22 protein-coding genes are annotated in these 25,058 nt (G+C 36.0%); 12 read left to right on the top strand and 10 right to left on the bottom strand.

Annotated features, from left to right (window positions below; genetic code table 11):
* Positions 1-61: 61 nt before the first annotated feature.
* Positions 62-814, top strand: a complete 753-nt coding sequence (locus tag ACQ65V_RS07680) for an enoyl-CoA hydratase/isomerase family protein (RefSeq protein WP_430467478.1) — start codon at positions 62-64, stop codon at positions 812-814.
* An 84-nt stretch (positions 815-898) separates the two neighbouring features.
* Entirely contained in the window at positions 899-1,498 is a 600-nt protein-coding gene (locus ACQ65V_RS07685) for a transferase hexapeptide repeat family protein (RefSeq protein WP_430467479.1), read from the top strand.
* An 84-nt stretch (positions 1,499-1,582) separates the two neighbouring features.
* On the opposite strand, the gene ACQ65V_RS07690 is transcribed toward ACQ65V_RS07685, so the two are convergent.
* Positions 1,583-2,056: an Lrp/AsnC family transcriptional regulator gene (locus ACQ65V_RS07690; protein ID WP_430467480.1), complete on the bottom strand. Its 474-nt coding sequence runs from the start codon at positions 2,054-2,056 to the stop codon at positions 1,583-1,585.
* A gap of 198 nt (positions 2,057-2,254) precedes the next feature.
* On the opposite strand from ACQ65V_RS07690, the gene ACQ65V_RS07695 reads away from it, so the two are divergent.
* The 4 genes from ACQ65V_RS07695 to ACQ65V_RS07710 all read left to right on the top strand — a co-directional run bounded on the left by ACQ65V_RS07695 (position 2,255) and on the right by ACQ65V_RS07710 (position 8,286).
* A complete protein-coding gene (locus tag ACQ65V_RS07695) occupies positions 2,255-3,526 on the top strand; it encodes a dihydrolipoamide acetyltransferase family protein (RefSeq protein WP_430467481.1) in 1,272 nt (423 codons plus the stop codon).
* 168 nt (positions 3,527-3,694) lie between these two features.
* Complete coding sequence (locus ACQ65V_RS07700) at positions 3,695-4,765, top strand: branched-chain amino acid aminotransferase (protein WP_430467482.1); 1,071 nt, start codon at positions 3,695-3,697, stop codon at positions 4,763-4,765.
* Between the two features lie 339 nt (positions 4,766-5,104).
* Positions 5,105-7,153: an alpha-ketoacid dehydrogenase subunit alpha/beta gene (locus ACQ65V_RS07705; protein WP_430467483.1), complete on the top strand. Its 2,049-nt coding sequence runs from the start codon at positions 5,105-5,107 to the stop codon at positions 7,151-7,153.
* 32 nt (positions 7,154-7,185) lie between these two features.
* Positions 7,186-8,286: a bestrophin family protein gene (locus ACQ65V_RS07710; protein ID WP_430467484.1), complete on the top strand. Its 1,101-nt coding sequence runs from the start codon at positions 7,186-7,188 to the stop codon at positions 8,284-8,286.
* Positions 8,287-8,358: 72 nt separating this feature from the next.
* On the opposite strand, the gene ACQ65V_RS07715 is transcribed toward ACQ65V_RS07710, so the two are convergent.
* The 6 genes from ACQ65V_RS07715 to ACQ65V_RS07740 form a co-directional block, all read right to left on the bottom strand.
* Positions 8,359-8,550, bottom strand: coding sequence for a cold-shock protein (locus ACQ65V_RS07715; RefSeq protein ID WP_155090075.1), 192 nt, complete (start codon positions 8,548-8,550; stop codon positions 8,359-8,361).
* A gap of 132 nt (positions 8,551-8,682) precedes the next feature.
* Positions 8,683-10,359, bottom strand: coding sequence for a SulP family inorganic anion transporter (locus ACQ65V_RS07720; protein ID WP_430467485.1), 1,677 nt, complete (start codon positions 10,357-10,359; stop codon positions 8,683-8,685).
* Positions 10,360-10,483: 124 nt separating this feature from the next.
* Positions 10,484-11,038, bottom strand: coding sequence for a DUF4136 domain-containing protein (locus ACQ65V_RS07725; RefSeq protein ID WP_155090073.1), 555 nt, complete (start codon positions 11,036-11,038; stop codon positions 10,484-10,486).
* Positions 11,039-11,058: 20 nt separating this feature from the next.
* Positions 11,059-13,059, bottom strand: a complete 2,001-nt coding sequence (locus ACQ65V_RS07730; protein WP_430467486.1) for a urocanate hydratase — start codon at positions 13,057-13,059, stop codon at positions 11,059-11,061.
* On the bottom strand, positions 13,059-13,229 hold the full coding sequence (locus ACQ65V_RS07735; protein ID WP_162306989.1) for a DUF5522 domain-containing protein: 171 nt from the start codon (positions 13,227-13,229) through the stop codon (positions 13,059-13,061). The genes ACQ65V_RS07730 and ACQ65V_RS07735 overlap by 1 nt, the downstream gene beginning before the upstream one ends.
* A gap of 469 nt (positions 13,230-13,698) precedes the next feature.
* The gene (locus ACQ65V_RS07740; RefSeq protein WP_430467487.1) at positions 13,699-18,144 is read right to left on the bottom strand and encodes a CUB domain-containing protein; all 4,446 of its coding nucleotides are present in this window, start codon (positions 18,142-18,144) and stop codon (positions 13,699-13,701) included.
* Positions 18,145-18,287: 143 nt separating this feature from the next.
* Between ACQ65V_RS07740 and ACQ65V_RS07745 the strand changes: the two genes are divergently transcribed.
* The 3 genes from ACQ65V_RS07745 to hemL are packed head-to-tail and all read left to right on the top strand — an operon-like array spanning position 18,288 to position 21,268.
* Positions 18,288-19,178, top strand: coding sequence for a 1-aminocyclopropane-1-carboxylate deaminase/D-cysteine desulfhydrase (locus tag ACQ65V_RS07745; RefSeq protein WP_430467488.1), 891 nt, complete (start codon positions 18,288-18,290; stop codon positions 19,176-19,178).
* A complete protein-coding gene (locus ACQ65V_RS07750; protein WP_430467489.1) occupies positions 19,175-19,978 on the top strand; it encodes a glucosaminidase domain-containing protein in 804 nt (267 codons plus the stop codon). Before ACQ65V_RS07745 ends, ACQ65V_RS07750 begins: the two co-directional genes overlap by 4 nt.
* Positions 19,979-19,981: 3 nt before the next feature.
* Complete coding sequence (gene hemL / locus ACQ65V_RS07755; RefSeq protein ID WP_430467490.1) at positions 19,982-21,268, top strand: glutamate-1-semialdehyde 2,1-aminomutase; 1,287 nt, start codon at positions 19,982-19,984, stop codon at positions 21,266-21,268.
* Positions 21,269-21,316: 48 nt separating this feature from the next.
* On the opposite strand, the gene ACQ65V_RS07760 is transcribed toward hemL, so the two are convergent.
* The 3 genes from ACQ65V_RS07760 to ACQ65V_RS07770 form a co-directional block, all read right to left on the bottom strand.
* Positions 21,317-21,646 (bottom strand): hypothetical protein, encoded by a 330-nt coding sequence (locus ACQ65V_RS07760; RefSeq protein ID WP_430467491.1) that lies wholly within the window; start codon positions 21,644-21,646, stop codon positions 21,317-21,319.
* 81 nt (positions 21,647-21,727) lie between these two features.
* A complete protein-coding gene (locus ACQ65V_RS07765; protein ID WP_430467492.1) occupies positions 21,728-22,135 on the bottom strand; it encodes a hypothetical protein in 408 nt (135 codons plus the stop codon).
* 81 nt (positions 22,136-22,216) lie between these two features.
* Complete coding sequence (locus ACQ65V_RS07770; RefSeq protein WP_430467493.1) at positions 22,217-23,713, bottom strand: hypothetical protein; 1,497 nt, start codon at positions 23,711-23,713, stop codon at positions 22,217-22,219.
* 151 nt (positions 23,714-23,864) lie between these two features.
* Between ACQ65V_RS07770 and ACQ65V_RS07775 the strand changes: the two genes are divergently transcribed.
* Genes ACQ65V_RS07775 through ACQ65V_RS07785 form a run of 3 tightly spaced genes read left to right on the top strand, consistent with a single transcriptional unit; the run spans position 23,865 to position 25,023 of the window.
* Positions 23,865-24,047 (top strand): hypothetical protein, encoded by a 183-nt coding sequence (locus ACQ65V_RS07775; RefSeq protein WP_412561600.1) that lies wholly within the window; start codon positions 23,865-23,867, stop codon positions 24,045-24,047.
* Between the two features lies 1 nt (position 24,048).
* A complete protein-coding gene (locus tag ACQ65V_RS07780) occupies positions 24,049-24,516 on the top strand; it encodes a hypothetical protein (protein ID WP_155090065.1) in 468 nt (155 codons plus the stop codon).
* 27 nt (positions 24,517-24,543) lie between these two features.
* On the top strand, positions 24,544-25,023 hold the full coding sequence (locus ACQ65V_RS07785; RefSeq protein WP_430467494.1) for a hypothetical protein: 480 nt from the start codon (positions 24,544-24,546) through the stop codon (positions 25,021-25,023).
* The last annotated feature ends 35 nt before the right edge of the window (positions 25,024-25,058 follow it).

Raw genomic sequence — 25,058 nt, forward strand, 5'->3', positions numbered from 1 at the left:
ATAGAAAAGGTATTAATAAAAATAGATACCGCATCAAGTGCGGAATAAAAGATAAAGAAACATGAGTGACCCATACGTAAAACAAACCATAGAAAACGAAGTAGCATACATAGAATTTTTCCACCCAGCACACAATTCCTTGCCGGGAGATGTTTTGACGGAATTAGCCCAAACTATAACAGATGCAGGAATTAACGACGATATAAAAGTCATCGTCTTGAAAAGTGGAGGCGACAGAACATTCTGTGCAGGAGCAAGCTTCAAGGAACTGATAAACATCAACGAAGCAGCTACGGGAAAAGTATTCTTTTCAGGATTCGCCAATGTGATTAATGCGATGCGCAAATGTCCAAAATTCATAATCGGTCGTATCCAAGGAAAAACTGTTGGAGGAGGAGTCGGATTGGCCGCATCAACCGATTATTGTATGGCTACAAAATTCGCAGCCATAAAATTAAGCGAATTAAATATTGGTATCGGACCATTCGTCGTAGGCCCAGCCATAGAACGTAAAATGGGATTAAGCGCGATGTCGCAAATTGCCATTGATGCGAACTCTTTTTATCCACCAGAATGGGCAAAACAAAAAGGTTTGTTCACACAGGTTTATGAGAGTACTGAAGAACTTGATGAAGCTGTAAAAACAACAGCTGAGCATTTATGTACCTACAACCCTGAAGCCATGAAAGAAATGAAGAAAATTTTCTGGAAGGGTACTGAAGATTGGGACAAACTATTAGCTGAGCGTGCAGAAACGAGCGGAAGATTGGTGCTTTCTGAATTTACGAAAGAGAAGTTAAAAACTTATAAATAACAACTGTCATTCAGAGCGAAAGTGAAGAATCTCACTAAGAGATTGCCGCGTCCTTCGTCCTCGCAATGACAATAATATATATTAATGGCTATCTATTCTTTTAAAGATTACACACCAGTTGTACACAAAAGCAGTTTTGTTCACCCATTGGCTGCCGTCACTGGAAACGTCATCATCGGCAAAAACTGTTACATTGGTCCAGGAGCTGCAATTCGCGGAGATTGGGGACAAATTATTTTAGAGGATGGTGTGAATGTTCAGGAAAATTGTACCGTGCATATGTTTCCGGGAAAATCCATCGTGTTAAAAGAGGGCGCTCATGTTGGTCATGGAGCTATTATTCATGGAGCAAATTTGGGCAGAAATTGTCTTATCGGAATGAACTCAGTGATTATGGACGATGCCGAAATTGGTGATGAATCCATCGTGGGAGCAATGGTATTTGTAAAGGCAGAAACTATAATTCCGAAACGAAGTTTAGTCGTTGGAAATCCAGCAAAAGTAGTTAAACAGGTCAGTGATGAAATGATTGCTTGGAAAACAAAAGGGACTGAACTCTATCAACAATTGCCCAAGGATTGTCATGAGTCATTGAGAGCGGTTGAGCCTTTAAGAGAAGTGCCTGAAAACATGAAAGTTCAAGACGATATTTATAAAACGCTTCGAGAAACTTTTAAAAAATAATACTTTAGCCAACAGCCAACAGCCAACAGCCAACAGCCAACAGCCAACAGCCAACAGCCAACAGCCAACAGCCAACAGCCAAATTTATATCCTACTCAAATCAATTTCATTGGTTTCCTTACCTGTGGAAAGCGTAATTAAACTCTGCACATTACCTAAGTAGGGAAGTAGTGTTAGTTTAGAGATAATAAATGTTTCATAGGCTTCAATATCTTCAACAATGAGTTTGAGTAAATAATCAAAATTTCCACTAACACGATGGCATTCTACAATTTCCGGAAAATTGTTGATCTCAGTTACAAATTTTTCTAAATAACTTCTCGTATGACCTTGCAGTGTAATACCAATAAATACAGTTAGTTTAATCCCAATCTTTTTATTATCGAGAACAGCAACGTACTTTTTAATATAACCTTCTTTTTCTAACTTCTTAATACGCTCAAAAACTGGAGAAGTGGTCATGCCCAATTCCTCAGCAATGCTTTTAGTAGTTCGATTACTATTCTTTTGAAGAATAGTCAGGATTTGAGTGTCAATTTTATCTAAAAAATGTGCCATCAGAAAATTATATTTTATAACTGCTTAAACACAAACATATAAAGAATAAAATTCTTATAAAAGCGTAATATAAAGAATATATTGCTTTTATAACTTAATAATTAAGTTATTAACAGTTTAAAATGCTATAATTTCTTATTTTTATTGCTGATTTTAAAAGTGTTGAATTTGAGCAAGATTGAATTAAAAATGCCTAAAATGGGCGAAAGTATCACTGAAGGAACAATTATCAATTGGTTAGTTGCCGAAGGAGATAGTTTTGATGAAGGAGATATCATTTTGGAAGTGGCAACTGATAAAGTTGATAATGAAGTGCCAGCACCAGCATCCGGAACATTAACAAAAACCATGTTTCAAGCGAAAGATGTTGTTCCGGTTGGAGAAGTGATTGCCATACTTGAAGTTTCTGAAGAGGTGAAATCTTCAAAGAAGCAAAATATCATTCAGAGCGATAGCGAAGAATCTCCAAAAAAGAAAAAAGAAAGTAAGCGACCTAAACCAACACAATCAGTCTCTACTTCAAATTCATTTTCAGTCAATAATACAAACACTTTCTTTTCTCCATTAATCATAAAAATAGCCAAAGAACATCACATTAGTTTTGAAGAATTGGCTCGAATCCCAGCCACAGGAAACGAAGGCAGATTACGAAAAAGTGATGTTTTCAATTATATAGAAGAAGGACGTCCATACAAATTCGCACAGCCAATAACCCAAGACCCAACGGCATATCGCATTCCACAATTGACCTTCGATAAAGGCAAAGGAAAAGTCATTGAAATGGATAGAATGCGCCAAATGATTGCAGACCATATGGTGTATTCCAAGCATACATCACCTCACGTCACAGCTTATGTGGAAGCTGACTTAACCAATATGGTCAACTGGAGAAACGCTAACAAAAAAGCTTTTCAAGAGAAATATGGTGAACGTTTAACGTTTACACCGCTATTTGTTGAAGCAGTAGCAAAAGCAGTTAAAGATTTTCCGAATATCAATGCGTCTGTAGATGGTAACAAAATTATTGTAAAAGAAGATATAAATATCGGAATGGCAACCGCATTACCAAGTGGTAACTTAATTGTTCCAGTGGTAAAAAACGCAGACACCAAAGATTTAAAAACCTTGGCTGAAAATGTCAACGAATTAGCAAGTAAGGCCAGAGAGAACAAACTCGCAGGAGACGATATAAAAGGAAGCACGTTCACCATTTCTAATGTAGGAACGTTTGGCAGTGTCATGGGAACACCAATCATCAATCAACCCGAAGTAGCCATTTTAGCATTAGGAATCATCAAAAAAAGACCAGAAGTTATAGAAACCGAAAAAGGAGACGAAATCGCAATTCGAAGTATGATGTATTTATCATTATCCTTTGATCATCGCGTAGTCGATGGTTTTCTAGGTGGAAGCTTCGTACGTAGAGTTGCCGACTATTTTGAGCAATTCGATGTCAATAGAAAAATATAAAAATTAACGTCAATTCGAGTGATTCCGAATGCATTCGGAATTGTATCGAGAAGTCATTACAAATAAGTTCTCGATACAAAATTGCAAAAGCAATTTCACTCGAACTGACGAAAAATATTAACCGTTTGTCATCCTGAACTTGTTTCAGGATCTCATCAACATAAAATCATGAGCTACAACATTTCAATACAAAAATCAGAAAAGTCTAATCTCGATAAATTAGACTTCAACAACATACCATTAGGTACCACATTTACAGACCACATGTTTATCTGTGATTACGACAATAGCGAATGGACCAACCCAAGGATAATTCCAATGGGAATGATTCCAACGCATCCTGCAGCTATGGCCTTGCATTATGGACAAGCTATTTTTGAAGGAATGAAAGCCACAGTAGATTCAGATGGCAATCCAATGTTGTTTAGGGCAGAGGATAATGCCAATCGTTTGAATTTTAGTGCCGACCGTATGGGTATGCCTAATATTCCCACTGAGTTATTTGTAGATGGTCTAAAACAATTGGTCGATTTAGATAGACAATGGATTCCGCCAATGGACGGTAGCGCGTTATATTTAAGACCTTTTATGTACGCAGATGAGCCTTTTATTGGTATGCGTGCCGCAACACATTACAAGTTCATCATCATGGCTTCACCAGCAGGTCCATTTTTCAGCAAGCGTATAAAATTATGGGCCGAAAAGAAATTCATTAGAGCAGCTCAAGGTGGTACAGGAGAGGCCAAAGCCGCGGGAAATTACGCAGCCGCAATTCGTCCAACAGAATTGGCAAAAGCCAAAGGTTACGACCAAGTGTTGTGGTTAGATGCAGTTGAGCACAAGTACATTCAAGAAGTGGGTACGATGAATATCTTCTTTAAGATTGATGACAAATTTATTACTCCAGAATTAGACGGTTGTGTTTTGGATGGTATAACCAGAAAGAGTGTGATTGCCTTATTAAAAGATCGCGGTTTTGAAGTCATAGAACGAAAAATCACCATTGATGAAATTAAGGAAGCCTCTAAAAATGGTAGCTTAAAAGAAGCATTTGGGACAGGTACGGCAGTTGGTATTGCTTACATTCAGGAAATCGGATTGGATGGCGAATCCATTCACGTGTCTCACGATAGTCCTGTTGGGATAGAAATAAATCAGCGATTAAACGATATAAAAACTGGAAAAGTTGAAGACAAATTTGGTTGGATGACCAAAGTAGATAAGCAATTGGTGGATTAGGGCGTTACCACAACACTTCGACAGGCTCAGTGCAGGTGGTCGGGCTTTCACTACTCGCTTCCCGACGACAAAGTCGGGAGAGCTCAAACAGGCCGTTCAATCCCTAACGCGGAAGTAACTGCCACAATTAAAAAGGACTTCACTTCGAGTGATTTGTGAGGCACGAACAAATTGTATCGAGAAGTAATTAAAAGTTCTCGATACAAAATTGCAGAAAAAGCAATTTCACTCGAACTGACGGAATGATTAAAAACAGTTTTGTCATTCCTGTGAATGCAGGAATCCAAAATAATGAATATTTAAAAAAATTAGACTCCTGTCTACTCAGGAATGACAATTATGAATAAAGACATTTTAAAAAAAGGATACTCAAAACTCTGCACAGCGAAAGCCATGACTGAGCTGTACGAAGAAAACTTCAAGCAAGTTTCAAAATATGTACATGCCACATCACGTGGTCACGAAGCCATTCAAATTGCATTAGGTTTACAGTTATTGCCTCAAGATTATACGTTTCCATATTATAGAGATGATGCGATGTTATTATCATTTGGGTTAGAACCTTATGATTTAATGTTGCAACTGTTAGCGAAGAAAGACGACCCATTTTCAGGTGGGAGAACCTACTATTCGCATCCAAGTTTAAAGGATGATGACAAACCAAAAATCCCACATCAATCTTCAGCAACAGGTATGCAAGCCATTCCGGCTACAGGAGTCGCTATGGGAATGCAGTATAAAGAATTACAGGGTTTAAACGATTCTTCAATTGAGAATCCGATTTCGGTTTGTTCACTTGGAGATGCTTCAGTAACCGAAGGCGAAATCGCAGAAGCGTTTCAAATGGCAGCTTTAAAGCAAATGCCAATTCTATATTTAGTACAGGATAATGGTTGGGATATTTCGGCAAATGAAGCCGAAACAAGAGCGCAAAACGCTTATGAATACGCACAGGGATTTCATGGTTTGGAAGCGATTTCTATTGACGGAGCAAACTTTACTGAAAGTTATGAGGCTTTAGAAAAAGTCATTAAAACCATCAGGGAAGAAAGACGACCATTTTTAGTGCATGCTAAAGTCCCGTTGCTAAATCACCACACTTCTGGTGTGCGAATGGAATGGTACCGTGATGATTTGGACGAAGCGCGAAGCCGCGATCCATATCCAGTCTTAAAGCAACTATTGTTAGATGCTGGATTTTCAGAAAAAGAAATTTCAGAAATAGAAAATTCAGCTAAAGAAAAGGTTCAATCTGATTTCGAAAAAGCTTTAAAGGCAGATGATCCAATACCAAAAGATTTATTTACAAACGACTTCGTTCCTACAACAATTACAGAAGAACAAGGTACACGCGCACCAGAAGGTGCAGAAAAAGTGGTGATGGTAGATTGTGCCTTATTCGCCGTTGAGGAACTGATGAAAAAGCATAAAGAGTGTTTGCTTTATGGACAAGATGTTGGAGGGCGATTAGGGGGAGTGTTTAGAGAAGCTGCAACATTGGCGCAGAAGTTTGGGGACGATAGAGTTTTTAATACACCAATTCAGGAGGCATTTATTGTTGGTTCTACTGTAGGCATGTCAGCTGTTGGGTTAAAACCCATTGTTGAGGTTCAATTTGCCGATTATATTTGGCCTGGACTTAACCAATTATTCACGGAAGTAAGTCGAAGTTGCTATTTAAGTAACGGAAAATGGCCAGTGAGTATGATTCTTAGAGTGCCAATTGGTGCTTACGGTAGTGGTGGACCTTATCATAGTTCATCTGTAGAAAGTGTGGTGACCAATATTCGAGGTATAAAAATTGCCTATCCAAGTAATGGTGCTGATTTAAAAGGTTTGATGAAAGCAGCGTATTACGACCCAAATCCCGTTGTGATTTTAGAGCACAAAGGATTGTATTGGTCTAAAGTGCCAGGGACAAAAGGTGCTACATCAATAGAACCAGCAGAAGATTATGTATTGCCTTTCGGTAAAGCGTGGGTGTTACAAGAAATTTGGAAGCAAGATGATGTTGAAACACTAACCATAGTCACCTACGGAATGGGAGTGCATTGGGCTTATAATGCTTCGGGCGAATTGGATATGCGTGATCAAATCGAAATCATCGACTTGAGAACATTGTTTCCACTTGATGAAGACACGATTATGAAATCAGTCAAGAAAACGGGAAAATGCTTGGTCGTTACAGAAGAGCCTTCAAACAATAGTTTTGCGAGAGCCTTAGCTGGGAAAATTCAAGAAGAATGCTTCAAATATTTAGATGCTCCAGTAATGACGATTGGTAGTGAAAATATGCCTGCTATTCCTTTAAATTCAACCTTAGAAGAAACTATGATTCCTTCGACTGAAAAAGTAAAGGCCAAAATTGAAGCGTTGATAAACTACTAGCTTTTTGTATCTTACATACATAAATTCAGTTTATGTATACAAGACGCATTTTTCCCATAAAAGTAGTTTTAAAATGGACACGTAGAAGCATTCTTATGTTTCTAATTCTTGCCACAATTCCTGTTATATTGTTCGACATATTAGGGATGAAATGGTTGCATGTGCCGTGGCTGCCATTAGGAGTGCTGGGTACTGCCGTTGCTTTTCTCATTGGTTTTAAAAACAATGCGTCTTACGACCGTCTTTGGGAAGCTCGAAAAATTTGGGGTGGTATAGTAAACACATCACGATCATGGACGATTATGGTCAAAGATTTTATTAATAATGATCATGCCAAAGAAAAGTTGTCCGATTCAGATTTACATAATATCCATAAGGAATTAGTGCATCGACATGTAGCATGGTTAACAGCGTTGCGTTATCAAATGCGCGTTAATAAACCATGGGAGCAACTGATGACCCAAAAGTCTAATACTGAGTTTAAGGATTCTTATTTTCTTGTGTGTGAAGACACAATCCCAATTGAAGAAGCAATAAAACCATATATTTCTGACAATGAATATAAAGAAATATTTGCTAAAGGGAATAGAGCGTCTCAATTGTTAGGTATTCAATCTAGACGCTTAAAAGAACTAAAGCAAGATGGGTTGGTTGAAGATTTTAGGCACATGGAAATGGCTAATGTTTTAGTTGAATTCTATACGTTGCAAGGTCAGAGTGAACGCATAAAGAACTTTCCATATCCTAGACAGTTTGCAACGCTCAACTATATGTTTGTTTGGATTTTTATTATTCTATTGCCTTTTGGTATTATGGCAGGTTTTGAAACTATTGGGCATGATATTCAAGAGGATTTAGCCCAACATGCGTCCAGAACATCTTGGGGACATTTATTACAAGAGTTTATTGCCAAACATTTTGTTTGGTTTTCTATTCCGTTTAGTGCCCTTGTGGCATGGGTTTTTCATACAATGGAAAAAATAGGAGAGAATACAGAAAACCCTTTTGAAGGTGGACCGAACGATGTACCAATTACCGATTTAAGTCGAGGAATAGAAATTGATATTAGACAACTTATTGACGATACAGATATTCCAGCACCTTACGATTGGAAGAATGATATTGTAATGTAATTGCCATGAAGCATAAAAAAAAAGCCTATCGAAAGATAGGCTTTGTTCTTAAAAAGATTGTAAGGTATATACTTATATAACTTTTACATTTACTGCATTTAATCCCTTTTTTCCTTCTGTTAAGTCGAATTCTACATTATCACCTTCTCTTACTTCATCAACTAAACCAGAAATGTGTACAAAATGATCTTTGTCGCTTCCTTCTTCTGTTATGAATCCAAAACCTTTAGAATCATTAAAAAATTTTACTGTACCAGTACTCATATTAAAATATATTAAATTAAGTGGCGAAGGTAGTCTAATTAATTGATTTTCAATCATTTTAATCTGATTAATTTCTTAATTAGAAGCTAACAGCCTAATACTTAACCTATAGGGTAATGAAATAATAGAGAATTACATGTTATATTCAGAAAGTGGTTTTGTAAATTTTTCAGGATCTGCTGCTAAATGGTAACGCGGATCGTCAACCGCTTCAATAATCACTTCTTCAAACTTTGGACTTGCTTTACGAAGTAATACTTTGCAATCTTCACTTAAATGTTTGAGTTTAATAGACTTCCCTTCAGCTTCATATTTTTCAACTAAATTGAAGATTGCTTCTAGTGCAGAATGATCGCTAACTCTAGATTCTATAAAATCTATTTCAACATTTTGAGGATCATTTTTGGCATCAAATTTAGAATTAAAATTCTGAATAGATCCAAAAAACAAAGGTCCCCAAATTTCATAAGTTTTGGTACCATCTGGTTGCATACGTTTACGTGCTCTAATCATTGTAGCATTTTTCCATGCGAAAACTAAAGCAGAAATAATAACTCCTGCAATAACTGCTATAGCTAAATCTTGCCAAACTGTGATTGCAGAAACAGCGATTAGTACAATAGCATCAGATAAAGGTATTTTTCTAATGATCCTAAAACTACTCCAAGCGAACGTTCCGATTACTACCATGAACATTACACCAACTAGGGCAGCTATAGGAATTTGTTCAATCAGTGGAGCTCCAAATAGCACAAAGCATAGTAACGCAATTGCAGCGACAGCACCAGATAGACGGCCTCTTCCACCTGAGTCAACATTAATAATAGATTGACCGATCATAGCACAGCCGCCCATTCCTCCGAATAATCCGTTTAAAGTATTTGCAGCACCTTGTGCGATACACTCTCGGTTACCGTTTCCTCTTGTATCTGTCATTTCATCAATGAGATTCAAAGTCATTAAAGATTCAATTAGGCCTACTGCAGCAAGTATGAAGGCAGTCGAAAGAATTAAGCTCCAATGTCCTGAGAGTGTTCCGAAGAATCCAAAAATTTGATCTTGAAATGTTGGTAGTCCACCTTCTAAACCATTTCCGCCACCTTCAGCAATAAACGAACCAACAGTACTAACTTCTATACCACCAAAAATTGTAATACAAGCCACAACAATTATGGCTATTAAAGCCGCTGGAATTTTCTTTGTAAGTTTAGGTAGTCCATACATAATACCCATTGTCAAACCAATGAATCCCATCATCTTCCAGAATGTAGCATTCGAGAACAATGCAGAAAACCATTCTGAGGTATTATCTAAAAATGAAATATCTTTCGGAACAGCATTAGGAAATAATCCTAATTGCGAAAGGAAAATAACAATAGCCAAACCGTTAACAAAGCCCATCATAACAGGGTGTGGAATCAATCGTACAAATTTCCCCAGCTTAAAAACACCTGCCAAAATTTGAATACCACCAACAAAAAGGAGTGTTATAAATAGCCACTGCAATCCTAGGTTATCTATTGGAGTGTCTAATGCTAAACCAACTTCATTTCCTTTTTGAATAAGATGTACCATAACTACGGCCATTGCTCCTGTAGCACCTGAAATCATTCCTGGTCGACCACCAAATAATGCGGTGACAATTCCCATCATAAATGCACCATATAGTCCAACTAGAGGATCTACACCAGCTACAAAAGCAAAAGCTACGGCCTCGGGTACTAGCGCCAAAGCAACGGTTAAACCTGAAAGAATATCATTCTTAGGGTTTTGGGTGAAGTTTTTTCTTGTAGTGTGACCTAATATCATAACTATATCTTTTAGAAGTCGGCAAAGATAAAGTATTTAGAATTATAGCCTAATTACTCATTAAAAGGAATAAAAAAAGCACTGGTAAAAACCAGTGCTTAAGTAATTTTATATTTAAATTGAATTATTCTTCAGGTGGAAATTGCTCCAAAGTTTTAGCAACAAATTCTTTAATTCGCTCTTCTTTCTTCTCTATATTTCTTGTGGTTAAATAACCAGTACCAGAGCCTTGCCAAATCAATTCTTTTTCGCTAGTGTCTATAAAATCAATAAAAAGCATACCTTCTGTTCTGGTGGAAACATTGCTTCCTCCCCAGCCAGGTCCCCAGCCCCAACCCCAACGATTGAAACCGCCCCAGCCCCAGCCACCGAAGCCCCAGGCATTGTTGTAGACATCAACACGTTGAGTAGATTTTGTAAAAATACTAACGAGCATATCAGGGTTTTCGGATTTGGTCATGCCTTTTGCCATTAGCTCTGCTTCAATAGCTCTTAATATTCTACGTTTATCAATATCGTTAATCTCTGCTTTGTCAATTCCAGGTTTAAAGAATGCAAAGGTTTTGTAGTTGTCAAAATTTGCCTCTCTATCATAATCGGCTGCAACTCTAACTGAACTACAAGAAGATAGAAGGATGGCGAAAACTAAAATCGGTGTAAATTTAAGTAGTTTCTTCATATCACTTTTTTTTTTATTGTTTAAAATAGATCATCATCAACTTGATTAGGTAAAGTTACTTTTAAATTAGGCTCTACTTCCATGGCACGTTTTATAGCAAAAACAGCACCTTCATTTTGAGCCCAACTACGTCTTGAGATACCATTATTAACATCCCAAAACAACATTCGTTTTAACCGTGTTGATGCTTCTTTAGTACCATCAAGAACCATACCAAAACCACCGTTTATCACTTCTCCCCAACCAACTCCACCACCATTGTGAATGCTGACCCAAGTTGCACCTCTAAAACTATCACCAATAACATTGTGAATGGCCATATCTGCTGTAAAACGAGAACCATCATAAATGTTACTCGTTTCTCTATAGGGTGAATCTGTACCTGAAACATCATGATGATCTCTTCCAAGAACAACTTCACCTATTTCACCTCTAGAAATAGCTTGGTTAAAAGCTTCTGCAATTCTCATTCGGCCTTCGGCATCTGCATAGAGAATTCTGGCTTGAGAACCCACAACAAGTTTGTTTTCTTGAGCTCCTTTTATCCATTGAATGTTATCCGCCATTTGCTGTTGGATTTCTTTAGGGGAATTTTTCATGATTTTTTCTAAGACATCACAAGCAATTTTATCTGTTTTTACTAAATCTTCTGGTTTTCCTGATGCGCAAACCCAACGGAATGGCCCAAAACCATAATCAAAGCACATGGGTCCCATAATATCCTGTACATAGCTCGGATACTTAAATTCCCTGCCAATAGTTGGATTCTCAGACATTACATCAGCACCTGCACGAGAAGCTTCAAGAAGAAATGCATTTCCATAATCAAAAAAATAGGTGCCTTTTGAAGTATGTTTATTGATAGCCTTAGCATGTCTTCGCAAGGTTTGCTGTACCTTTTCTTTGAACAATTCTGGCTTATTTGCCATCATGTCGTTGGCATCTTCAAAAGATATATCAGCAGGATAATAACCTCCAGCCCAAGGATTATGAAGCGACGTTTGATCACTTCCTAAATCGACATGAATATTGGCTTCATCAAATTTCTCCCACACATCAACTACATTTCCTAAGTAAGCTAGGGAAATGGTTTCCTTTTCAGCTTGTGCTTTTTTGACTCTGGTAACAAGTTCATCTAAATCAGTGATCTTTTCATCAATCCAACCTTGGTCTAAGCGTACTTGAGTTATTTTAGGATTAACTTCGGCACAAACGGTAATACAGCCCGCAATGTTTCCGGCTTTAGGTTGTGCGCCAGACATGCCTCCTAAGCCTGAAGTCACAAACAAATTACCTTTAGGTTCTTTACCTATTTTTCTAAATCCGTTTAAAACGGTAATCGTTGTGCCATGGACAATGCCTTGAGGGCCAATGTACATGTAACTTCCGGCTGTCATTTGTCCGTATTGGGTAACTCCTAAAGCATTGAATTTTTCCCAGTCATCTGGTTTAGAATAGTTGGGAATCATCATGCCATTTGTAACTACAACTCTAGGTGCCTCTTTATGTGAAGGGAATAAGCCCATTGGGTGACCAGAATACATCACAAGGGTTTGTTCGTCATTCATCTCTGCCAAATATTTCATGGTCAGTCGATACTGAGCCCAATTTTGAAATACAGAGCCATTACCACCATAGGTAATCAATTCATGTGGATGTTGTGCAACAGCATAATCCAAATTGTTCTGAATCATTAACATGATGGCAGCTGCTTGTTTTGATTTTGCTGGATACTCCTCTATAGGCCTTGCGTACATTCTGTAATCTGGTCTGAAGCGGTACATGTATATTCGACCATATTTTTCGAGCTCGGACTTAAACTCAGGTAATAGAATTTCGTGATGCTTTTTGTCAAAATAGCGCAAGGCGTTTCGAAGGGCTAATTTTTTTTCTTCGGCATTTAGAATGTCCTTCCTTTTTGGTGCATGATTTATGGATTCATCGTACACTTTTGGCACTGGTAAAATCTCTGGTATGCCTTCTAATATTTGATCTTTGAATGGAACTTTTAACTCTTGCATTATTGTATTGAATCTTTATTGTTGGTCTTAGAATTGAATCCGTATGGACAATGCCTGCATCCGCTTTCGCAACAATAGCCACGTTTAAGGTGATATTGTTCGGTAAAACAGCGATAGCCTTCGGGCGTTAGATAGTAATCTCCGTCTTCAATTGGGACATATTTCTTCATAGGCCTATCCCTAACCCTTTCCCAAGGAAAGAGAACTCGGTTGTTTATACTTTTAATAAATGGTTATAAGTTTTTTCAGTTTGTACAAAACTGATTCGCTTTATCAACAAAGATAATGTAAATTGGATTGATTTTTGAATTGGATAGATTGTGATATTAATTTCAAAATATATGGTGCCAAGAGGGTATGTTGGGATAACTATTTTTCCATTTATGTTTTTAAAATATAAAGCTTTGAAATGGAATAAAGTGCTGATAAATCATGAGAAAATCCACCTTAGACAACAGCTAGAATTATTGATTATTCCATTTTTTATTTTATACGCCTTTGAGTTTTTTATTCGATTGATTCAGTATAAAAACTGGAAACTTGCCTATCGCAATATCTCTTTTGAACGAGAAGCATACAGAAAAGAAAAAGACCTATATTATTTAAAATCCAGGCCTTTATACAATTTTATAAATTTTGTCAGAAAATAATCTTTGCAATTTTTTGCTTACCATCCACCAGTTTTATCTTTAAAAATAGAGTTAAATCTTCTGGCTTTATAGCGCTGATTTTTAATAGATTATTGTCTACAGATAGGTTAGAATAGAGTTGTCTTCCTAAAATATCAAATACTTCTATAGTTTGTATAATCTCAAAATCTGATTTTACGACGATTCTTTCATTTTCTTCGAAGACCCTTATGCCTTCCAAGGAGTTATGATCATCAATGCCTAAGGAAGAACTATTATATCTCAAAATAAAACGATTATTAGTTATGCCTTCATCACTTGAAAAGGTATATGGTGAATCTTTTAAATCATGTATGATGCCTGTTGCTAAATCTTCAAGATAAATATCTTGATTGGCGTTATTAAATAAACCTTCTAACGAATTAATAGCAATGGTTTGTATACCAGAATCGATAATATTAATACCAATTGGTACGGTATCAGAATCAACAAAAGGCAATTGCCTCCCTTGAATGAGATAAGCTTTATCATCAATCATGGAATACAGGTTTAGTCCATTACCAGTGGTAGTAGCTGCATCGAACATTCTATCGGATTCATTGGTTGCACCTTCTACATAGGCAATTAAAGTAGTATTAGTTTGACCAGAATCACTGATATAATCTAACCAAATCCTATTGGCCACATTATTATTTTCACCAGGACTATTACTATTTCTGTAAAACTGGTCATTGGCATAGGTACTACTTCTCATAGTGTTATCAAAAGTAACAGCTTCAATAGCTGCTCCTATATCAGTCATTAAAACAAAGAAGCCTTGCCCAGCACCAATATTACCATTAAAACCTGAAGGTGAGGATGTTCCACTAGAGTTATAGGCAATATAGTCAGCAATGTCATAATTGTAGACATAATCATTATAAAAAGGATCATTGTTACCAATGGCAATATCAGAACCATGTGTCCATAAATACACTACACCGTCAATATTAGTATTGGCAAGATGTGTAAGGAAATCTATGGCATTAATAGCTGAAGGATAAGGATTACCGATAAAATTCCAGTTGTCATCATCGCTTGTTACGAGTATATTATCTCCGCCTGGATTAGGTTGATACGTATAATTGCCACCTGTGTAGGTGCTTCTTTCAATTGCTTGGATAATAATTCCGTTATTTGGTGTGCCAGAAAACGTAGCGGAGTACACTGATGGTGTTGCTGAATGTCCTGTTGGGCCTTTTACTATATAGCCTTTACCTACATCCATTGGTCCTGAATCATAACTAGCCCATTCGCCGAAATTTAAAGGACCAGGTGGTCCGGGTGGTCTATTAACATAAGGTAACCATTCATACTTGTATCCGTTCGGCGTTGCTGGCGAAACGTTTTCAATATTAAAACTAATTACTGGTGAAGACCAATACACGTAATCGTTAGCTCTTATATTTGTGTTTCTGTCCATTGTAAATGTACCATCGACAGTATTGGCAACGTTATCTACTTGGATTAAACTAGAACTGTCCTCCATACTATATGTACCACCTGCTTCAACATCTACAAAGTTTACGATTGTTAATGTTGAATTTGATTGCTGGGTTAGGTTGCCACCATTAGCAATAGTCATATTTAGCCCATCTGCATCTGTAGTTCCTGAAATAACAGGATTAATTCCTGAATTTGGGATATAAATACAATTTGTGTTTGTTGGAATTCCATTAGGTGACCAATTAGCAGCATTGTTCCAATCTGTGTTTACTGAACCATTCCAAAATTTCCTGTTGTGAGTTACTGTTACCGTATCGGTACAACCATTTGCTGTTTCGGTTGCAGTATATATTTGTACACCATTAGGTGCTGCATAAACTGTACCTGCAAAATTACCCAAAATATACGGTGTTGTTAGAGCGGCATCTGTATATAAACCTGTAGCCGGTGACCAGGTAACCTCTGGTGGTGATGGAGTGCCATCTGCTGTTATTACTACATTATCTATAGACCAATCTAATAAATAATTAGTGTCTCCTGACAATCTAAATCGTACGTGCAAATCGGTATTACCATCTAAAGCCGAAATATCAATGTTTTCTGTACTTATAACATCTGCAGTGGGATTTAATACAGAGTATTGAGTTGTCCAACTTATGTTATCAGTAGATGTTTCTACGTAAATACCAATATTACTAGTACCAAATACAGCCACATCAAAATTATGTCTAAATCCTAGATGGAGATTTGTTTGACCCGTAATATCAATAAGTGGGGAATTTAACCTCCAAGTACTATTATGGCTTCCAGTTGTCCAATCTAGCATAGCTTCATTTGGTGATCCGCCTGCGTTAGAAGAGTTAGAGATAATCCAATTGGCACTAGAGGCACCATTTACAGTTGTCCAGCCAGTTGGGAATGTTGCACCATCAAAATTTTCAGAAAATATAGTATTATTAGGTGGTGGTGCAGGTACATTAGAATTAAGCTCGGTATAATCAAGAGTACAGTCATCAGATCCCAAAGGGTAAATAGTATCCGTGATAGAAACATTACAGATATTAACACAAGTAATATCAACAGCATATCCTCCTCCAGTAAATAAAAAGTCGCTTTCAAACACAAATGTTAAAGCACCTGATGGGTGTGTTGAAGTCCACACAGGCGGTAAAGCTGTTCCCGCATAAGTTCCTAATAAAGGGAATGTGTCATTAGGACCATCATATATTCGTAATTCGTCACAGCAAGATTCTGTGTCAAAGTAGGTAAATGTAGCTACTATCTTAGTACCAGGAACATCAGGAATAAATGTTGTTGTTGTGAGCTCATCATTTGAATAATTACCTGAAACTCCACCAGAATCATAATATGTTGTTCCACAAACAGGTGGTGGCACATACGGTGCACATGTTAAATCAATTGCATAACCAGAATCTACGTTACTAAAATCACTATCAAACACAAAAGTTAATGCGCCTGAGGGATCTGATGATGTAAAAGGTCCTGGTATAGAGTTACCTGAGAAAACACCTAACAAAGGTGATCCTGTATTTGGTCCATCATAAATATACAAATAATCCCACCCGGCTTCCGTGGAAAAAGCTGTAAAGGTTGCTGTTACTGCATCACCTGGGGTATCTGGAAAATATGTATTAGTAATCAATTCATTATTAGAATAATCGCCAGCTGGACCACCACTGTCATAGATGGTAGAACCACAAATTACAGGTGGGACATATGGAGCACAAGTCATATCGACAGCATAACCAGAATCCACATTGCTAAAATCACTATCAAATAAAAATGTTAGAGCACCAGAGGCATGTGAGGATGTAAAAGGGCCAGGAATCGTACTGCCAGAAAACACGCCTAACAAAGGAAAAGATGTGTTTGGTCCATCATAGATAAATAACTCATCAAATGAAGATTCAGTGGAAAAAGCTGTAAAGGTCGCGGTTATCGCATCACCTGGTGTGTCTGGATAATATGTGGAAATAATGGATTCATTGTTAGAATAGTCTCCAGTTGCACCTCCACTGTCATAATAAGTTGATCCACACGTAGGAGGATTTGTACATGTTATATCGGCAATCCATCCTGAGGAAGTGTTAGTGCCATCACTTGTAAATTCAAACGAAATTGCTCCAGAAGGATTCCCTGCTGTAGTTGAAGTGAAAGTAGATGGTGCGGTCGTAACAGTGCCTAAAACAGGAAATGTGTTGTTTGGACCATTATAAGCTGTTAAGACATCTCCTGTACCTAAATTAAAAGAAGTGAAATCCACAGTTACTGTACCTCCTGCAAAATATGGGTTTATTGTTGTTGTGTAAGACTCATTGTTAAAATAATTTCCTGAATCACCTCCAGTATCATAAAATTGGCTACCACAAACAGGCAATGCAGAGCAGGTTGTAGTACCATTACCGCCTGTTTGTTGAAAATCAATAGTACCTTGGGTTCCGGTAAAGTTGGTAATAAGCACAACATAAATTTCACCTTGTAAAGCATTTAATATGTTAAGGGTTTCAGTTGAACTTGCATCGTAACTACAATCGGTAATTGGGCTATCTGGGTTTGGTACAGTATCTAAATAAGGGTAATAAGTTGGATCATCTGTATTATTAGGGCAAACAGCGCAATCTGTAAAAGAAATTGTATTGTCAGCATCGGTAAGATCAGTAAATGGTCCCCAAGCAATAAAATCTACGTCTGTTGGGTTTGCTAATAAATCTTGTTGAGAAATATTAAAAATTAAATCACCTGGTTGGTCTATTTCAAGATAAAAATAGGAGGCATTAGGAATTGAACCTAAGCAACCTACTTGCGTAAGATCTGTACCGCCAAAATTATTATTGAAAGTCAAAGATGATGTTCCCGAACAGAATTGTTCAGCACTTAATACATCGGTACCTTGTGAAAAAGAAAAGTTTATACTGAAACAGAAAAGAAATAAAAGTAAAATTCTAACCATAATCTATACATTAGGACAACACCATAACTTACAGTTATGCAGAAGGTTATTTGCAATAGATTATATAGGGATTGGGTTTAAATGTAATAAAAATATAGTTAATTTAACATTATGGTAAGAAATTTGTTTAAAAATCAGGCGAAATGTTGAAAAACAGAGATTTAAAAAACATTCAAATTGATAATCAGGTCTTTATAAAGCCAGAATATCTTATCCATCCATTTGTTTCTGGAAATAAGCACCGAAAACTTAAATACAATTTAATTGAGGCCAAATCCCAAAAGAAAGACTTGCTTCTTACATTCGGTGGTGCTTATTCTAATCATATCGCGGCAACAGCTTATGCAGGGAAAATTTACGGTATTAAAACAATGGGTATAATAAGAGGAGAAGAATTGGAGTCTAAGATTACAGTTAACCCAACGTTAAAGTTTGCACAGTCTTGCGGAATGCGCTTAAAGTTTGTTACTAGAGAAGCGTATAGAAATAGAGCTCAGACTGAGTTTATAAACAAACTGAATTCTGAATATGGTGATTTTTATCTTATTCCTGAGGGTGGCACTAATGCCTTAGCTGTAAAGGGGTGCGAAGAAATTCTCAATGATGAAGATAGTGAGTTTGATTTTATTTGTTGTAGCGTGGGCACAGGTGGCACGATTTCTGGACTGATAAACTCATCAAAGAAGCATCAAAAAGTATTAGGATTTCCTACGCTTAAAGGTGACTTTTTAAATCAAGATATTCGTAAATTTGCAACTCAGGAAAATTGGGAACTAATTGATAAGTATCATTTCGGTGGCTATGGAAAAATAAAGCTAGAGTTAATTACGTTTATCAATAAGTTTAAAAAAGATTTTGACATTCCTTTAGATCCTATATATACAGGGAAAATGATGTATGGAGTTTTTGATTTACTGGATAAGGGATTTTTTCCAAAGGACTCAAAAATACTAGCGATACACACTGGTGGATTACAGGGGGTAGAGGGGATGAATTTAAAATTAAAACAAAAGGGTTGGCCATTAATAAAATGAATTTCAATTTTAAATATGTAGTGTTGATTTTAGCTGTTTTCGCTTTTAGTTGCGGACCAAAGAAAGGAATTGCAACTAAGAAAAAGCATGAAAAAGGTAAAACTGAAACTGTTGAAGTAAAAACTGCTGATACATCTATTGATGAAGTCGAAAAAGAAGAGATAATAAAGCCGCCTTCTTCTACAGATAAATATATTGCTACCTATGCTGAGATTGCGAAAACAGAAATGCGCAAATCAAAAATACCTGCCAGTATAACCCTTGCTCAAGGAATTTTGGAATCTGGCTCGGGTAGGGGAAGATTGGCGGTTAAAGCCAATAATCATTTTGGTATTAAATGCCACGGCTGGAAAGGTGCTAAAATTTATCATGATGATGATGCTTCACAAGAATGTTTTAGAAAGTATAGAAAAGCCGAATCCTCATACGAAGATCATTCCGATTTTTTAACCGGTAGAAAACGTTATGCTGATCTTTTCAAATTAAAACCAGATGATTATAAAGGCTGGGCAAGAGGTCTAAGGGCAGCTGGTTATGCTACGGATAGAAAATATCCTCAAAAACTCATAAGCCTAATTGAGCGTTATGAGTTATATAAATATGACCAAGAAGTTTTAGGCAATAACGACGTTGAAATTGTAAGAGTAAATAGTGGAGTTATTAGATATGTTATCGAAAAAGGCGACACGTTATACTCATTGGCAAAACGCTATAATACAACTGTTGAAGCTATAAAAGAATTAAATAATCTCAGTTCTAATGACCTGGCATTGGGTCAGGAAATAATGATTCCCAATTAATTTATGTTATACCAAAGAAGTAGTGCTTTATTTAAAGAGGCACAGCAAGTAATTCCCGGAGGGGTAAATTCGCCAGTAAGAGCATTTAAGGCGGTAGATGGTACACCTATTTTTGCAAAATCGGCAAAAGGAGCATATATCTATGACGAAGATGGCAACCGATTTATTGATTACATCAATTCTTGGGGGCCAATGTTGTTGGGTCATGCGTTTCATCCTGTGGTTGAAGCAGTAATAGAAAAAGCAAAAGAAGGAACCTCTTTCGGAATGCCAACAGCTTTAGAAACGGAAATAGCTGAGTTCGCGGTTTCAATGGTACCTAATATTGATAAAATCCGTTTTGTCAATTCTGGTACTGAGGCTTGTATGAGTGCTGTAAGATTAGCAAGAGGTTTTACAAAGAAAGATAAAATTATAAAGTTTGCTGGTTGCTATCATGGACATAGTGATTCATTTTTAATTGCGGCAGGAAGTGGAGCAGTAACTTTTGGAACGCCAAATAGTCCTGGTGTTACTCAAGGTACTGCTAAAGATACCTTATTAGCGCGTTATAATGATATTGATAATGTAAAAGAGCTTGTTGAAGCTAATCCTAATGAGGTTGCGGCAATAATCATTGAGCCCGTTGCTGGAAATATGGGCTGTATTCCACCTGTTGAAGGTTTTTTAGAAGGTTTGAGAGAACTTTGTGATGCAAATGACATCCTTCTGATATTTGATGAGGTAATGACAGGTTTTAGATTGTCTAATGGTGGAGTGCAAGAATTAAAGGGTATTGATGCAGATATAGTTTGCTTTGGTAAAGTCGTTGGAGGTGGTTTGCCAGTTGGAGCCTTCGCAGCAAGAAATGAAATAATGGATTTCCTTGCGCCATTGGGCCCAGTCTATCAAGCTGGAACTCTGAGCGGAAATCCTTTGGCTATGGCAGCTGGACTAGCAATGCTCAAAGCTATTAAGGCAGACAAAGGGTTGATGAATCGACTAGAGGAGAAGACAAAATATCTTCATAATGGTATTGCTGATGCGCTAAATAAGAATAACGTAACCCATACCATAAACAGAGTGGGCTCAATGATCTCTGTGCATTTTTCAGAAGACGCAGTTATCGATTTTGAAAGTGCAGCTAAAGGGAACAATGATACATTTAAGAAATTCTTTCATGGAATGCTAGACAAAGGTATTTATATTGCTCCAAGCGCATTTGAAACTTGGTTTATTACGGACGCCTTAACTTATCAAGACTTAAATGAAACTATTGCCGCTGTTGAAGAAATCGCTAAAACATTGTAAATAAAAAACCTCGCAAATAGCGAGGTTTTTTATAGATATTAAGTTTTTTTATTCTTCTTGGAACGATTGATATCTTTCAAACTGCTCTTCAGTTAAAATGGCTTTGATCTTATCTTCAAGCAATAGTTTAATTTTTTCAACAGCACCCTCTTTTACAACTTCAGCTTTTTCTAAATCTAAAGTAGCCTGTGTATATTCTTGTAGGGCTAAATAGACCTTTTCTTTTTGCTCATCATTAAATTTTATAAACTTATGTAATGCTTCCGTTTTTTCAGCAGCTTTTGCATTGACTTCTATCTTATTAGATTGCGCATTTGCAGAATCTGTTCCAAGAAACATTGCAAAAACGAATAAGCACAGTGTAATTATCTTCTTCATTAGTAGATTGTTTAGTTATTTAGAGTACTAAAATAATAATTTTATTTAAAACTAATTAACAAATGATGGCGACAGTTGAAACTAATATTTCTTTTCTGAGGTTCGTTTTTTGTTTTGATGTTGCATTTCTTCATACTTTTTGTATTGTTCTTCTGTAAGGATTTCTTTTAGTTTACTATTGGTTCTAATCATTATCTTATCATTTTGCTTTAACATGGTTTTTTTAGCCTCCTCTTTACTTATCTTATTTTCAGCTTTTAAAGCCTCTTTTATTTTGAGTTTAACCTTTTGCATTTCTTTGTTATGGTCTAAAAATACAAGCCTTACTTTTTCTTGTTGATCGGGAGTAAGCTCAAGTGTTTTTACGAGCTTTTTTACTTTGTTGTCTACAGATTGATCTGTCTTTATTTTTTCTTGCTTAACTTTTTGTTCTTGAGCTATGGCATTTAAAGTGAAAAATGCTACAGCAATTAGTACTAATTTTTTCATGTTGTTTGTCTTAAGTTTTTACATCATTAATGAATGACCAGCAATAAAAATACTAAATTTTAGCCTTTAATTTCTAGTTGGTTAGGACTTTATCAGATTTATTGTAGTTTGATAAAGGGTGTTTTCTTCAGTCTTGTTTTTTAACCAAGCGTAAAAACTGATGACAAAAATGTCTTCTTTTTGAATAGATGTCCACTCGAAAGTAGATTTTATTAGTTTCGAAAACTCATTGCTTTTTATCATTTCAGGTTGTTTGTATATTTTTTCGGCATAGTTAATAAAAGTTACAATGCGTGTTTGGTGAATCTGTTTTAAATATCCTTTATAGCGACGCTTAAAGCTTTTTAGCCTAGAATAAAGTAGGTCGTCATCTTGTAATTCTATATAAAGTAAAATTTCTGCTAAGTTTTTTTTAATTACCCAATCTATACCTGCTTTTTCAATGTAATACTGGTCTGTATGGTAGAATTTTGATAGAACAGATTTAGCATTTGTGAGGTCGCCTTTCTGAAAGTAAAACATTAAAAGCGATAAATGTAAGTCCAATTGTGATTCAATATCGCTATGCTTTTTCTTAATTATGGTTTCAACAAGCTCAATAGCCTTTTCTTGCTGATGATTATAATTATAATTCAATGCTTTAACCAAGGTCTTTTTCAAAATAAACTCTTTATGGTAGATGCCTTTTTTTAGTTGCATCAACTCTTCCATTTCAGAGATGTACTGTAGGGAAGCTTCAAATTTTTTGTTCCTGAATAGTGTGTTAGCTATTATGTAAACAATATGTATTTGGTAATACAGTTGCTTGTTGGTGTCTTTCTTTTCTTTTAGAATATTATAGCTTTTCAAAACAAAGTTTTCAATTTCGAAATATTTGTTGGTAACCAAAGCAGATATGTTGGCTATGGCTAAAATTTGGTATAAAGATTTGAAGGAAAGCGATTGGTCAATTTCAATACTGTAGTCAGTTAAGAGGGATTCTAATTCTTTTTCAAAATCAATCACTTTTCCTTCGTAGCTGATTGTATTTAGTACGGATTTTAGTTTTGCGTACACAATGTTGAGTTGGTCCTCGAGCTGGTGCTTTTTCTGATTCTCTTTTTGTTTAACAATAAGTTGCTCTAAATCTATCTTGGGATTATTGGGAGCATATTGAATTTTGGTGTGATAGATTTCATTAAGTATTGGGTAGAGCAAGTGCTCGTCTGCTAAACGCTCAGCTTTATCTAGGATTTTATATGCGATGTCATAATTTTTCTGAAGTAAATAAGTGCGAGATGCCAAAATGTATTTTATAATCTGCATGTCTATTGAATTCTCATCTTCTAGATTTTTGTTAGCTGTAAAATCTATTAAAGATTGAAACAAACGTTTTCTAAGCGCATGGTAAGCATTGCAATTATCTTCATTGTAGAGGTGTTTACAAATAGATTTAGAATCTAATTCCGGATGGGTCATTAACTTGAATAACTGTATGTTTTTGGTGTCCTTCCGTTTATTCTTTTGCTGTAAATATGCTATGAATTTTTGCTGGTCTTCTGGGTTAAAAGTGTCGATAATGGATTTTAATGCTATCATTTAATCGTCATTATATTTTATAATAGTTTAATAAAAATAGTAATTAATTAGAATAATAAATAAAATATATCGTCAGTAATTATAAATAATTGATTTTTATCTGATTGTGTTTTACTTCAAATTTGTCCTGTAATCATTAAAACAAAACATTATGAAATCTAAATCAAGCTTCAGGAAAATTGAAGACATTAAGTTGACCTTGTTAGTAATAACCTTGGGTTTTGTGACCATTTTTTCAAAATCAATTTCAAACTACGTAGTTAAATCCTATAATGATAAAATTGAGTTTTTAGCAAGTCAAACTGTAGAAGGTGCAAACTTGATTAGGTATTAAGATGAAGCAAAAAAATCTAAATATTGCTTTTTTCATTACCGTCGGAGTTTCAATCATTGTTTTTATTTATCTCGTTTTTTTAGGGTATGACGAAATAAAAACCTTAAAGGATGTTGTGAAGATTGTGGCTTCGATTATGTTTCCGCTCCCTTTGTTGTTTTTTGTAAGATTTATTGTGATAGAGCATTTTTTGCCAGAAAACACAGATGAATACAAAGAAAAAAACCAAAGACCAGCTACAATGCTCTTAGTAGTGTCTATTGTTGGTGTAATTCTTTTAATGCAACTAATGGAATTTGTAACTCAAAAAAAGCTCGAAGACGCACTAATATTGGCGCATCTTATCAATTCAACAACTATAAGCTCTTATGTGTTTAATTTTTTATTGTATAACAATCTCAAAGCTAATGGAATTTTAAGTGGAGTTCTAATGGCTTTGGCAATTCATATCTTCTTTTTATCTGCTTAGAAATAAAAATCATCAAAAATTAATATTATGGACATTATCAAAACATCAAAAAAACAGACCAACTCAGGAAAGCGTGAGTTATTATTTACAGTTCAAACTAGTATAGTTACCGGCCTTTTGGCTTTTACGGCTATTGCATTCTTCTTTTATAACGATCTTTCTGTTGTAAAAGGAATAAAGGTCATTTTTGCACCATTTTTATCGGTTGTGCCACTTCTCTTTGTACTTTCTATTTTACGCGATTTGCGAAAAGGATTCATAGAGGGTAATTATACCAAAAACGAAATTCTAAAATTTGGCTTAATAACCGTTGGTATAACAGCGGCATTTACAGGTATTACTTTGCTCTTATCAAAGATTGATGCTCTAGAGATTTTATTAGCTGGTATCATTGCCATATTAAGTACCGTATTTTTTCTTCGAAGCAAGATTAAGGACATTTTAGGAATGTCCATTGTCACTGGTATAGCCGAAGGCATCATCGTCTATATGATCTTTTTGTTTTGATGATAGGTTAGTTAGTAACCCAAAACCTCGCAGAT

This window comes from Winogradskyella ouciana (assembly GCF_965284585.1).
Lineage (GTDB): Bacteria > Bacteroidota > Bacteroidia > Flavobacteriales > Flavobacteriaceae > Winogradskyella > Winogradskyella ouciana.